Here is a 12,848-nt window from a genome sequence, read left to right as displayed (position 1 = left end):
TGTTTGACGCTAAACAATGAAAATAGTTTTGCAAATGTTTTCATAAATGAGAATTAAGTGTCTGATCCAAAACAAAATCAGGTCGATATTATCTCTGTCGCCAAGGCGGCGGGCGTGTCTGCGTCCACGGTGTCGCGATATTTCAACCATCCCGAACTGGTGAAACTGGTGACGCGGCGCAGAATCGAAACTGCGGTGCGCAAACAGGGCTATATCCGCAATCGCGCCGCCCAAACCATCCATGGCATCCGCAGCGGGACCATCGGGGTGATCGTGCCCACGCTGGACCACGCCATCTTTGCCGAGGTCGTCCAATCATTTTCAGATACCGTTGCTGAACACGGCTTTACCATCCTTTTGGCGTCACACGGGTACGACCAGCAACGCGAATATGCAATTCTGCGCAAGATGCTGGAACACCGCGTCGACGGCATTGTGTTGACGGGGCTTGATCACGACGAGGCCGTGTTCAAACTGATCGACAGCCAATCCATTCCGTCCATTTTGATGTGGAATTATTCAGACGATGCGCATTACCCCAGCATCGGATCTGACAACACGTCTGCGGGGTCTATGATTGCCGAACACCTTTTGTCGCAAGGTCATCGTGATATCGCCTGCATGTTCCCCCCAACCTGCGGAAATGATCGCGCGCAGGCACGTCTGTTGGCGGTGACCAAGACATTGGCGGATGCGGGCGTCGCGGTTCCGGATCATTGGCAACTGACGACAGTCTACAGCATTTCAGATTCCAAACGCGACACAGTCGATTTACTTGCGCGTTCAAAACGGCCCACAGCGATTATTTGTGGCAACGATATCCTCGCGACGGGCGCTCTTTATGGTGCTGCTGCTGCAGGGCTGACCGTGCCAGATGATATCTCAATCACTGGCATCGGGGATTTCAAAGGATCGGCAGAGATTGAACCCGCGCTGACCACCGTCAGAATTCCGGCCAAAAGGATCGGACGCGAAGCGGGTCTTGCGTTGTCTTCGGCCATCATCAATACCGGATCTGAAACAGTCGGCCTCCATTGCAAACCAACCCTCATGATTAGGTCATCAAGCAAGCCTTTGATGGATGCGTAAAAGCTGCTGGCGTCCAGTTGGCCGCCATCGCATTTATCTTCTTTCGTGTGACGGGAACCATAAGTGCGCGGATGTTTGCCAATCAGGCACAAACCTCACTCGGCCAAGCCGGATAAGGCCAGAACTGACCCTTTTAACGTCGCTATGCCACGGTCTAAATCCGCACGGGTATTGCTGTTGAATTTGATACCTTCGATCGACATGCTGATAAAATCGGACAGTGCTTCGGGGCTTGATCCCCGCACCTTAAGGGTATCACGCGCGTCCTCAAACAAGGCGGCGATGTCACCGCGAAATCCGTCTTTGGCCTGTTCAATTTCATTGCGGCCAACCGAATTATATCCATCAACAAGGTCGGCAGTCGCGTCAGACAGCTTTATGTATTCCCACGTTTCGATTGCAAAATGCAGGAACAAAATATCGAGCTTTTCATCAAGGCCGGCAGCCTTTTCCCAGCCGACGCATACCTTTTGCCACTGCTGCGAAATGAACAAGCGGATGGCGGCCCGCAAGACACCGTCAGTATTTGAAAACGCATTGTAGACTGTTTGGCGAGTGACATTCGCGGCCTTGGCCACATCCGCCATGGTCGTCCGCCGAATACCTTTTTGAGTGTAAACGTGGATCGCAGCCTGTGCGATTGAGATTTCACGCGTACTCATTTGCGGCATTTCGTCAAACTCTCCGTTAGCGGAACCTTATAGGGAGCTTTAATTGTTTTAGAAAGGTAGCAGCACCAGTGGGCTGTGACCACATCAGGATATGAACGCCGTAAGCAGGCAGGCAATGATCGCGATATCAATCACAATGAACGACCAAACCACCCATGAACGCACCTGCGTCGTGGTCCGTGTCGCAAACGCCCCGATCGCCCCGGTAGCCGCAAATAAGATCGCTGCGATCAGAACCGGAGGTCCCCCCGTTAGCGTCACAATGAGGCATCCCAGCACCAAATAGATAATGCCGAACGGCAGCAGACGCCCCAAGGTGTCTTTGTTGCGCCCGCCCATCATCCATTCGATCGAATGCCAGACACCTGTGAATACGAGCAGCGCCCCTGCTATTCCGGTTCCCATGTTTGTCTTCCCTAGTCTTGCGGGCAGGGCATGCCGGCGACACCCCAATCCAACAGATCGTCAACGTGTTCTTGAAGGCTGTAAGGTGCGGGTTCCCGTCCTCCTCCGGGTGCCCAAGCCCAATGTAAAATCAAATCGTGGTTTAGATGTTCGGCGAGTTCGATCATATCGCGCCCGCCGTTCTGTTCGGGATCGCGTAGCTGTGCACATATCTGTTCGGCAGTTCGACCAAACCAATGCGCCTCCATCGGAGCAAGCGCCCACCCCATCGCAACCCGCGGGGCGGCATGGGGCATTGCGTTCGCGTTGTCCCAGTTTTCATCCTTGGTCGTGTGACAGGACGAACATTGCAGGTATTCCAGCCCCATCCGGCTTTCACCCGCCCGAATGTTCATCCCGTGCTGGCGGGGTGCGCCAAATGAAGGGCCAGACCACATCGGCCGGTCCGATGGGCCTGTGTGGCAATTTGCACATCGTGGATGGCTGACAACGTCATGAATACGGCTCCATGCATCCAGACCCTGCTGAACAGTCACCGACCCTTCCATGGGGGGATCAATCACGGCGGCGTCTTCCGCCAAGGCAAAGGTTGCGACACCTAGCAGGGCACCGAAAAGTATGATCTTTTTCATCAGCGGCGCCCTATACGAAATTAATATGTTTGTTGAACGGCAACTCGCGGATGCGCTGACCCGTGGCGGCAAAGATCGCATTGCCAAGCGCGGGTGCCGCTGGTGGAACGGGTGGTTCCCCGACACCGCGAATGTGCTCTGCGTTTTCGAGGCCGCGCACTTCGATTTCAGGGCATTGGAACAGCCGCATCGCTTCGTGGTCATGATAGTTGGATTGCTGCGCGATCCCATCGGAATAGGTGATTTCGCTGTTCATCGCGTGCCCAAGACCAAAGATAACACCGCCCTGAACCAGATTTTCGAAGTTGACAGGATCAACGACCGTACCCACATCCAACGCGATCCAAACCTTGTCGATCCTGATCCCGGCTTCAGTGTTGGTTACTTCGACAACTTCTGCCGTCGGGACACCGAAGCTTTCGACGTAAGCAATGCCGCGCCCCTTATTGGGGCCAAGTTCACCACCCCAAGACGACATTTCGCCGACGGCCTCAAGAACCTTGCGGCTGACATCATGGCCCATAAGGCGGATACGTTCGTCCAGCGGATCAGCGCCAGCGGCATGGATCGCCTCATCCAGTGCGGTATCAAAGAAAAACCCTGCTGCATTCGCACCGACAGCGCGCCAAGATGAAACAGGCGCCAGTTCAGGTGCGCGATAGGCACGCATACGGTAGTTGGGAATATCGTAGGGATTATTCCAGGCACCAGCCGCAATTTGGGAATCCGGGCCCGGGACCGATAATCCTGCCCGCCCCATTTGCGACGAAATCACAGACGGCGCAGCAATGGACAGATCCATTCCTTCCACCTTACCGTCAGCGATGATCATACGGGCGCGGCCCATTGATATGTGTCGCGGGAAATCATGGGCGAAATCTTCTTCCCGTGAATATGTTAGTTTGACAGGCGTCCCACGCATTTGATTGGCGATTTCTGCGGCCTGTTTGATGTGTTCCAATTCAAGGCGGTGCCCGAAACTTCCGCCCATCCATTGGTTATGGAATGTAATCTGATCCGCGCTGTGGCCTGTGACACCTGCGACTGCGTCCACCAACATACCCTGCGTCTGGTGTCCGCTCCAGACCTCAACCTGATCATCTGTCACGTGTACGATTGCGTTCAAAGGTTCGAGCGGGGCGTGCGCGACGTAGGGGGAACGATATTCGCCCTCAATAACACTGCCGATTGCGGCACCAAAGTCGCCGTCATTGCGCCATTCGCTGTCCAGGCTGCCCTCGGAAAATGCTGCTTCCACGGCTTCCCAATGCTGTTCTTGTTCGGGCGGATAGGGCGCCTTGCCCCATTCAAATTCGACAGCATTGACCGCCTGGATGGCATACCATGTATTTGTGGCGATTACGGCGACACCATTCGTCACCTCAACAATGTCCAGCACACCGGTCATGTCGCGCGCAGCGGTCGCGTCGTAACTGATCAGTGATCCGCCCTGACGCGGGTTCACACACACGGTGGCATGCACCATGTCGGGCACCACGAGATCGATCCCATAATCCAGCGTTCCGGTGCTTTTGGCGATGATATCCAATCGCTCCATCGGTTTGCCGATTAAACGCCAGCGGCTCGGGTCGCACAAAGGCGTGCCAGAAACAGGCTCGAGGCCAGCTGCATCCGCGGCAAGTTCTGTGTATTTCAACGCAGTTCCATCCGGCAGAACAACCGCACCCCCCTTGGTCTTCAGGTCTGCGACAGGGATGCCCGTTCGTGTGGATGCGGCGAGTTTTAGCGTTTCGCGCGCCATCGCACCTGCCTCGCGCAACTTGATGAAACTGTCAGGCATCGAGGTCGACCCGCCTGTGCCTTGCAGCCCGACAATCTTGAAAATCCCACCCATGATTCCGCGCACAGTTTCGGCGCGGCGGCTTTCGTCAGTCGACATAAACGGCGCGACGTCTCCGGCCATCGCGGTGTTCCAATACGCCTTTGACGGCATGCCAAAGCTCACATCGAAATCACCCCACTCAAGGTCCATTTCCTCGGCGATCAATGCGGCTTGTGAGGACTGAATCCCTTGACCTTTGTCGCCGTGTGGGGCGATCAATGTGACCCTGTCTGCATTCACAATCACCCAAGGGTTAAACGCCGCTTCGCCGTCCGCGATGTCATCAAGCAGAGGGTTTTCTGTCGGGCGTTTCACGAGGTACGTCCCAAACGCCACGCCCCCGGCCACTGCCGCCGTGCCAATCAGGAATGTCCGTCGCGCAATCGTTCCAATGCGGCTCATATCCTACACCTCCTGCAATTTGGTTGCCGCAGTTTTCACAGCGGCACGGATACGAGGGTACGTTCCGCAGCGACATAGGTTCCCGGACATAACGGCGTCGATCACATCGTCTGACGGCGCGGGCGTGCGATCAAGAAGCGCGGCCGCCTGCATAATCTGACCGGACTGGCAGTACCCGCATTGCGCGACTTGATGTTCAATCCAGGCCTCCTGAACTGCGTGCAACGTGTCGGGCGTTCCCAGTCCTTCGATCGTCAAAACCTCGCCACCTGCCAGATCACCAACAGCCAACTGGCACGACCGCACCGCAACCCCGTCAACGTGAACCGTGCAGGCACCACATTGCGCAATTCCGCACCCGTACTTAGGCCCTGTGATACCCAACTCGTCCCGCAGAACCCAAAGAAGTGGCATGTCAGCCGATACATCGACCTCATGGGTATTCCCGTTAACGCGAACTTCCATGTCGGCTTCTCCTTTTTGTCGGGTGATATCTGATGATCCGAACTATTTACAAAATTGTCGATTTTGTAAACCCGCAATTCAACGATCGTGCTCAAGGCTTACCAATCGACGACGGCGTTTCATGTGATCAAAGATCCGATGGTGCAACAAAACTGGCCACTGGTGCAGAACCGTTTTCGTTTTCGCGCCGTGCGTCATGTCTGCGGGCAGGATACATCAAAACGGAGAAACGGAATGTTAAGTTCAACACTGGCTTTCGGTCTGGCCCATCTAACGACGACCACTGCGGCGCAATGAACTGCACCCTTACGAATGGCCTTCGATTGCCCATCATCAGGCGTCACCGACAAGCGTTAAAGCTTGGTATGCAAAACACGGCCTGACCTCGAATGATGCGGCAACCGTTGCCGGTATTTCTAAGAGAGGCACTTTCAAAGAAGAACTAAATGATGACACCTCGGGCCGTCTGTGATGGGCTGCGAGAGGAGACAAAAATCTGGCTCGCCGCTTAGATAAACACCCAAGCCGAAACGCGTTGCGGCGTCAGCAATATACCACCGCCTTGTGGTCAGCATCCGGATTTATCTGTGTCCAATCAGCATGTGTTTTCCTTTACTCGGGTTTGGGTTCGGCGTTTGAGGTGTCGCCAAGCAATGGGCGTAAGATCTGGTGAAAGCCGTCTGAGCCTCCCGCAATGACAAGTGCTGTCAAAAGCGTGTCCGCAGCTTTGAAATAGCCATTCGGTTGAAAAACGGTTTTTGCCGCGAGATCCAAGATCATTTCGACAAGGCGGACGCCAGCGAGCGAAATCACAATAGAAAAAGCCAAACACACAAATATCGAAACCATCTTACGATCGGACTTTGCATTGCCGGGTTCGGATGCGCGTTCTGCGGGTACGGCCCCTGATGCAGTTAGCAAGTTCATTGCCACCTCGCACGCACGTTCAATCAAAAGCGCCAGTACAAAAAAGACCAATATGATGTTGGCCGCGCCCGCGGTGATCGCCTGAGTGGCATCCAGTTCCAAAAGGTCGACCATTGGGGCTTGGAATACTCCGATAAGCACAAGGGCCCCTAAAAGACTTGCTGTGAGTTTTGATCGTGTTTCCATGACGTCCTCCGTTCATTTAGATATATTGAAGAATTTTGAAAAATTGCGCCGGACCCGTCGGGAGAAGAACGGGTCCGGCATGGGGTTTGGTGATGGCTAGGGTGTCATGCCTAATCCAACGGCGTATCGTCGGCCGCCGCCACCAACGTGTCGTAGAACCCCTCTACCGGGCGCGACCACCAGTCACCGCCATCGCTTGAGGTCAAGGTTGGCGTGTCACCCTTGCCGCCCTTGAACGCAATTTCGACCTCGTGACCATCAAAGTCTTTGAATGTCAGCGAAACCGGCTCGTTATAGGTCAGCATTTGTTCTTCCAAGACACCAGCCGCGATCCGCTCACCCAGCCGGAGGCTATCGTAGTAGTCGGTGTAGTAATGCACACCAGCCCAGTTGCGCCCGATCGCGATGTTAGCTGCCAGTTTGTCCAGCTCATCACTGACCAGTGTGTCTTGTGGCATGGCGCCTGCGGATACCAGACCGTCCATATGGGGGTTCGTCTGATAGAACGTGTCCAGGCCAAACAGTCCTTTCATCGTCTCGCCCTTGTCATAAAACGCCTTGAGGATCGTTACACAGGCACCTGCGACCGTGGCATGGCCAGCACCATAGGCCGGGTGCATCGGGGACCCCTCGGCAAACGCCATCGGCAACAAGAAATTGGCGTCAGCGTGGTCAGTTCCGGCAATCGTCAGAGGTGCTGCATTGATTTGGTTGATCCAATGCAAAATCACGCCTGGCTTTGTATCGTCCGCAGGCTTACCGGCCCCAAGCTCGCCCAGCATCAACTTGATCTGCTCTACGGCACCTTTGTCTATCCCATTGTGCGCACCCGCATGAACCTGTGCCAGACGTGCGGCCAAGACTTCGGGGCGCGCCCGGCGGTGAAGCTGGAACTTCTGGCGACGCACAGCCCGAAGCCCGCGACTTGCAACTTCGGTCACAAGGCTGAGCATATGCGGCCCACCCCACGTGGCGAACCCTTGGGACGTATCACCGCGCTTTGAGTCTTTGGGGACACCATCAACCTCTTCCGGCACGCCTTGAATAGGAGCACCGCGGTCAACCTTGCCTCCTTGGATGTCGATCATCATGCCAGCGTTCAGATAGGCCTGATACAATTGATCAAAGTGCACGTAGGTCGCCAAATCGCGCGGGGTCGCCATCAGGCCCTTGCAGTCGCGCCAATGCTCATCCGTAAACTTTGCATCCACCCCGTTTTGGACTGCCAACCAGTCTTCCCACGTCTGCATAAAGTCGATCTTTGCAGTGTTGCGTGCGATCCTTTGATCGATGGTCTGGACCCCGTAGGTGATCAGACCGTTCAGGATATTGCCCGTGTTTCCGGCGCGATCACCGGTGCCCAAAAGCAGGAATTGCGACAGATAGGGGCCCGTTTTTGCACCGGCCGTCGATCCACGAAACACCGTCCCGACGTCAAGCTGTCCGGCGCTCCCCCAAAGCGCAGTTCGACGCCGCACTTCATGATCGGTCAAGAAACCTGAATTGAATCCGCGTGGTGTCTCATTCGGATTGGCCCATGACAGCTTGCCCAACTCATCAACAAAATCTTGGATTGTGGCGTTTTGACCAGCCTTCGGGTGCCCGTCTGGATAGACCCATTCAGTCTTAAATTCCGGATTGGACAAATCGGAAAATGACACATCGCGCAGCAGTGCCATCACATAGACCGATGCCATTTCGAAACACAGCTCGCTGTCACCCAGTTTGGGGGCTGGGGCCATTGTGAATTGCGCAGGGTCCGGTCCTTCGTTTTCAAAGTAATGCCCTGCAAGCGGGCTTTCCCAGCGCCGCCCGCCCGTGTGTTGCGGGCCATCCATTTTCGGGTTCGGCGACGTCAGATCTTTGACAAAAGCTTCGTATTGCTCTCGCTCCACAAGGCCGTAGTCGTTGTGTTCCAGGCCTTTGGTAAAGTTGGAAGGCTGAGCTTTTGAATAAAGCTGTTCTTCTTTGTTTGAGGTCACGCTGCGCAAAGGGCGCTTCGCGGACACTCTGGTCATGGCGGCGCGGCGTTCAATGGCTTCGTCAATCCGGTCCACCCCGTCCAGTGTCGGTCGTGTTGTTTTATCATCCAGTGACATATTCTCTCTCCGTCAGGTGTTGTGTTTTATGGGGTTTAGACCTCGGACGTTTCATTCACCCAAGGCAGGTAGCTGGCTTCAAAATGCCAGGTGAAGGCAGATGCGGATGACGTTGGTTCTCCAGGGAAATCAATCGCAACAAAGCGCCCGCCTGCGATCTCGCGCGCATGGGCATGACGGCCAGACACCGACACAAAGGGGCGGCCATCTTTGGTGCTCAGCACAACAAAACCATCAGCCGGAAAGAACGCCTCACTGCGGGGCAGAACAACGCCGCGTGGTAAAAACCGGTTCAAAATGAAGGTCTCGGTGCCCGCTTCTGCGTCGCGCCGGATCAGCGTGCCGACTTGTGTGTTGTTTGCCGACAACGTGTCTGGCGCCTTTGCAGGCTTGTCTGCAGGCGCGCGCCCTGCGTCAGAAATCGTGATCGTTTCCGCGTCAGGCCTTTGAACAATCAGATATTCAAATACCGGCGCGGCCGTGCGCGCGGGTGTTTCATAGGCTGCGGTCCGCAGCGCATTGTGCATAGCGATATTAAAGTTCATTCCATCCTCCATTGGTTGTCATGTGACGAACCTAGGAAGCAGGTGTGAACTCAGCGAAAGTGGAGCGTGAATGATCCGTGAAAACCGAAACGGGTTAGGAATTTCTAAAGAAAAACACCCGACCGGTTTCAGCAATCGGGTATAGCATTTGGTCGAGTCTGCCCCTGTTTATGGGCTGGGATGTAGAGATTCCTTTTTGACGCTGGTCAGACGCGCCCTGTGTCGATCGTATTCTGTTTCGGTCAAGATCAACCCATTGCCGACCTTAAGGGGGGCTTTTTCAAAATACCCTGCATGATCAACCAATGTGCTGAAAAAGCTCTGCGGACTTTGGCCCTGTCGCCTGTCCTCGGCGTCCAAACGCCATTCAACAATGGCCCGCGCTGCCAACGCCGAAGATGAACTCGTGCCCTGAAGCGCCACAACAGAGCCGCTTCGGCTCCCGGCGCCAAGCATTCCAAGATGCATGGGGCTGTCATCGCCAGGCAAAAGCGCCTCAATCACAGGGGTCTCACGGCCAAGCGATTGCCCTTCTTGGAACCGCTCATCCTCGACGGTTGCGGAATATACCGTCGCCGTTTTGTCGGACACGCGAAACGCCCCGATGACAATGATAGACGGCGTCGTCGCGATTGAGTTATTTGTGCCTTTGCGCTGGACAGGGCCTTCTTTTCGCCAATTGTCCAAATGCGTAAAACGATCTTCGAAGGCCCGTGAAAGGTAAACACTGTCTCTTGGCATCCCGATTGGAACCGTGTCATTGCCATCTTGCAGACTCGTATGTGTGTCATAGAGTTCAAGATCAAAATATGACCGGATCGTCTGACGTCCTCGCCCCGGTCGAATGTCTTGGTCCGACTGAATATGCGCATAGACATTCACCGCTTCGCCCGTTCCACGCACCTCCAGTGTCCAAAGTCCTGCAGGTGCTAGACTGGGCGCGGCAGTGGCCATACTGCCAAAGAATTCTGTCGGCATCAGACCAATAACGATCTGCGGGCGGACTTCAGTGGAACCATCTTGATCATGGGACATGCGGTAGATGCGCACAGCGCCCTGCAATATGTCCATGAACTGGTTTTCAGGCTTCCCCAAATCCGTTGACCCAATCACTTTGTGCCACTGATCTGGGTTCGGTTCGACACCCGGCTGAGTCACCCGAAATTCAATATCGTTACGGTTAGGAGACATCGCCGGAAACCAAAGTTCTAAGAAATTGGACGATCGATCGCTTGGCGGGACGCGCCACCCCAACAACAACTTTTCTTCTGGCTCCAGACCGACATAACGCTGCGTGTTTTCATCTGCGCCCACCAGCGCGCGGGCTGTTCCACGGTTTAGGTTGTCATTGCCTGCAGGCATAACGATGTCGGTGGGTGCGCCTCTTTTTGAAACCAGGTCCTGCACCAATCGCTCAAATGCTGCGGAGCCGTCTTTCGCCCCCGCCTGCATCCCAAACGACAGATTGATAACAATTGGAAACCCGCCGGGTTTGTCTTTGTGGACCGCCTGCCAAAGTTGATCCGCTAACTCAACAATGCGCACAACGGCAGCGAACGCAAAAAACTCAAGGAAATTTCCAGCACTTCCGTGGCTATACCGCGGCGGCATATTCACGGCGAGGATGGGATTCTTGATTTTTTCGCCCTTTTTGGCAGACGGCACAGCACCGGCAGCCAAGTCCGCAATGTGGGTGCCATGTGCTGCGCGAAAATCAACCTCACGCGGGCCAAACAGAACCTCGGGGCGCGACACGTGATGCTGGCGCAGGGCGGTTTCTTCGTCAAACGGATCCCCTTCCAACACGCCATCAATGTCGCATGCTGTTAGTTCAGACCCGAACGGCAAATGTGATCCCTCAACCCACGGGCCCGCTTGTTGCCAGCAGGTGATAATCCGAGTTGTTCGCGAACTCGCCCTAAATCGTTCGTGAAACGGCGATATCCCGACGTCAATCACACCTGTCAAAACGGCATTGGGATCTAACCTTTGGGCAAGGCTTTCGATATTTGGCAAAGGCTCGGTCTTGAGATTGACGTTTGTTGCGACGGGATCAACGCTGTCAGACAGGAATGGAATGCTGTCGGCCTCAACATTTTCGGGCGCAAGGCCACCGCCCTCAGTGTGGCGGATTCCCAGACTACGTAAAATCTCTCGCCCGCCAGTCGTCAAAAAACTTTGCGTGTCAAAACCTTTCGCCGTGAAGGCGTTTTTTTCGTCCGATGGCTCCCCCCTTTCGGTCTGGTAAAAGACGTCGCGTTCTTTGGCGAAAAACCAATTGGTGTAAGGCGTCTGTCTGGCTGGCAAAGATGTCCAGTCGCGGTCCGCGCTCATGGTGTGACCTCCTCAAGCGCGGCGCCCCACAAATCGGCAACCAGCTTGGACGGTTTAATATCTGCAATCGCAATTGCCGCACCTTCATAGGAGCTGTCTTCAAACATGGTCGCAAGGGTTGCGTCCTCATTGTAGTCTTTGGGGAAAGCGACCTGCCCCGCCCTCAAGGCCTTAACGCCACTTTTCTCCTGCGCGGCGGCGGCTATTGCTTCCCCGATACGGCAGCCCAATTGCGCGCCTGCGATACTGTCCACGGGAAAATGCACACCAGCCACGACGCGATTTGCAGCAATCCGGTGCGCCAGTCGAAATTCCATCGCAAGCGGGTCCGGTGCGGCACCGGTGCGCAAACGGTGCAAAACAGTGGCAATTGCAAAGGCTTCTGTGGCGTGGCCCGATGGGAAACTGGAATGATCCGGTGTTTGAATGATCGGTTGCACGTTATTGGACAAATCAATGGGTCGATGTGATCGCAGCCCATGTTTGACCTGCTGTTCCACGGAAATACAAACGCCTTGCGTAATTTGCAGCAACCGTTTGACGTTTTCGCGCCGGCCATCTGCAATCTGTGTGATCGTGCCGAAAAATGACATGATGTCGAACAGCTGAACCTGAATTTCTGCTAACCGATCAAGGCGCAAATCCGCATAGGCACGCACCCATTTTAATTGATTTATGAAAACGGCGATGTCGGGCCGCTCAAGCGTCATGAAGGGCTTGCCTTGAAAATGGATAGTCGCCGTTGCGACATCGGGCGCGGCTATCTGTGCGTCAACGACAAACATGCTCGCCAGATGCGATGTCAGTACCACCGTTTTGGTGCTGTCGGTTAGATAGGACAGATCCGTTGGAATTTCGGGGTTGGCAATAACAACGCCATCATAACCACCGTTCCAATGGCCGACAATGGAATCGCGCGACGTGCCCAATGCCGTGCTCAGCAAAGATGACGCCGGGCTGCCTGCGTGCTGCGCGGTTGCGCCCCCTGTTGCGCCGCCTGTCGCACCGCCAGTTGCACCCCCTGTCGCACCGCCAGTTGCACCCCCTGTCGCACCGCCAGTGGCTCCTCCAGTGGCACCGCCAATTGCACCACCCGTCGCTCCGCCAAAATAAATCATATCACCCTCCTAAATGTTTAGAAGTTCAGTTTGGGCGGAGTCTCACGACAATCAAGTTTGAGTAGACCTGATCGCGAATTTCACGATAGTTTTACGAAAGACCACTGAAATTCATTGAATTGATCGAAGTGG

At 55.0% G+C, this 12,848-nt stretch carries 11 protein-coding genes; 1 reads left to right on the top strand and 10 read right to left on the bottom strand.

Features of this window, described 5'->3' with window-relative positions; translation table 11 throughout:
- Positions 1-57 precede the first annotated feature (57 nt).
- Positions 58-1,089: a substrate-binding domain-containing protein gene (locus L0664_RS00335; protein ID WP_235223630.1), complete on the top strand. Its 1,032-nt coding sequence runs from the start codon at positions 58-60 to the stop codon at positions 1,087-1,089.
- A gap of 95 nt (positions 1,090-1,184) precedes the next feature.
- Here L0664_RS00335 and L0664_RS00330 read toward each other — a convergent pair whose 3' ends face one another.
- From L0664_RS00330 to L0664_RS00285, 10 genes are all read right to left on the bottom strand, one after another.
- The gene (locus tag L0664_RS00330; RefSeq protein ID WP_235223629.1) at positions 1,185-1,751 is read right to left on the bottom strand and encodes a TetR/AcrR family transcriptional regulator; all 567 of its coding nucleotides are present in this window, start codon (positions 1,749-1,751) and stop codon (positions 1,185-1,187) included.
- Positions 1,752-1,844: 93 nt separating this feature from the next.
- Entirely contained in the window at positions 1,845-2,165 is a 321-nt protein-coding gene (locus L0664_RS00325) for a hypothetical protein (protein ID WP_235223628.1), read from the bottom strand.
- An 11-nt stretch (positions 2,166-2,176) separates the two neighbouring features.
- The gene (locus tag L0664_RS00320) at positions 2,177-2,797 is read right to left on the bottom strand and encodes a hypothetical protein (RefSeq protein ID WP_235223627.1); all 621 of its coding nucleotides are present in this window, start codon (positions 2,795-2,797) and stop codon (positions 2,177-2,179) included.
- A gap of 10 nt (positions 2,798-2,807) precedes the next feature.
- The gene (locus L0664_RS00315; RefSeq protein WP_235223626.1) at positions 2,808-5,042 is read right to left on the bottom strand and encodes a xanthine dehydrogenase family protein molybdopterin-binding subunit; all 2,235 of its coding nucleotides are present in this window, start codon (positions 5,040-5,042) and stop codon (positions 2,808-2,810) included.
- Between the two features lie 3 nt (positions 5,043-5,045).
- Positions 5,046-5,507: a (2Fe-2S)-binding protein gene (locus L0664_RS00310; RefSeq protein WP_235223625.1), complete on the bottom strand. Its 462-nt coding sequence runs from the start codon at positions 5,505-5,507 to the stop codon at positions 5,046-5,048.
- Positions 5,508-6,119: 612 nt separating this feature from the next.
- The gene (locus L0664_RS00305) at positions 6,120-6,548 is read right to left on the bottom strand and encodes a hypothetical protein (protein WP_235223624.1); all 429 of its coding nucleotides are present in this window, start codon (positions 6,546-6,548) and stop codon (positions 6,120-6,122) included.
- Positions 6,549-6,730: 182 nt separating this feature from the next.
- Entirely contained in the window at positions 6,731-8,719 is a 1,989-nt protein-coding gene (locus L0664_RS00300; RefSeq protein WP_235223623.1) for a phosphatase PAP2 family protein, read from the bottom strand.
- A 35-nt stretch (positions 8,720-8,754) separates the two neighbouring features.
- Positions 8,755-9,264, bottom strand: coding sequence for a hypothetical protein (locus L0664_RS00295; RefSeq protein WP_235223622.1), 510 nt, complete (start codon positions 9,262-9,264; stop codon positions 8,755-8,757).
- Positions 9,265-9,432: 168 nt separating this feature from the next.
- Complete coding sequence (locus tag L0664_RS00290; RefSeq protein WP_235223621.1) at positions 9,433-11,598, bottom strand: S8/S53 family peptidase; 2,166 nt, start codon at positions 11,596-11,598, stop codon at positions 9,433-9,435.
- Entirely contained in the window at positions 11,595-12,716 is a 1,122-nt protein-coding gene (locus L0664_RS00285; RefSeq protein WP_235223620.1) for a phosphatase PAP2 family protein, read from the bottom strand. Before L0664_RS00285 ends, L0664_RS00290 begins: the two co-directional genes overlap by 4 nt.
- Positions 12,717-12,848 lie beyond the last annotated feature (132 nt).

This window comes from Octadecabacter dasysiphoniae, from assembly GCF_021532615.1.
GTDB lineage: Bacteria > Pseudomonadota > Alphaproteobacteria > Rhodobacterales > Rhodobacteraceae > Octadecabacter > Octadecabacter dasysiphoniae.
The sequence above is the reverse complement of the archived record's forward strand: the minus strand, read 5'-3'. Positions and strand labels throughout refer to the sequence as shown.

What these genes read in the sequence shown, in the direction of transcription:
- L0664_RS00325 (WP_235223628.1), bottom strand. Translation starts at nt 2,165, where the DNA reads ATGGGAACCGGAATAGCAGGGGCGCTGCTCGTATTCACAGGTGTCTGG.
- L0664_RS00305 (WP_235223624.1), bottom strand. Translation starts at nt 6,548, where the DNA reads ATGGTCGACCTTTTGGAACTGGATGCCACTCAGGCGATCACCGCGGGC.
- L0664_RS00285 (WP_235223620.1), bottom strand. Translation starts at nt 12,716, where the DNA reads ATGATTTATTTTGGCGGAGCGACGGGTGGTGCAATTGGCGGTGCCACT.
- L0664_RS00295 (WP_235223622.1), bottom strand. Translation starts at nt 9,264, where the DNA reads ATGAACTTTAATATCGCTATGCACAATGCGCTGCGGACCGCAGCCTAT.
- L0664_RS00310 (WP_235223625.1), bottom strand. Translation starts at nt 5,507, where the DNA reads ATGGAAGTTCGCGTTAACGGGAATACCCATGAGGTCGATGTATCGGCT.
- L0664_RS00300 (WP_235223623.1), bottom strand. Translation starts at nt 8,719, where the DNA reads ATGTCACTGGATGATAAAACAACACGACCGACACTGGACGGGGTGGAC.
- L0664_RS00320 (WP_235223627.1), bottom strand. Translation starts at nt 2,797, where the DNA reads ATGAAAAAGATCATACTTTTCGGTGCCCTGCTAGGTGTCGCAACCTTT.
- L0664_RS00330 (WP_235223629.1), bottom strand. Translation starts at nt 1,751, where the DNA reads ATGAGTACGCGTGAAATCTCAATCGCACAGGCTGCGATCCACGTTTAC.
- L0664_RS00290 (WP_235223621.1), bottom strand. Translation starts at nt 11,598, where the DNA reads ATGAGCGCGGACCGCGACTGGACATCTTTGCCAGCCAGACAGACGCCT.
- L0664_RS00315 (WP_235223626.1), bottom strand. Translation starts at nt 5,042, where the DNA reads ATGAGCCGCATTGGAACGATTGCGCGACGGACATTCCTGATTGGCACG.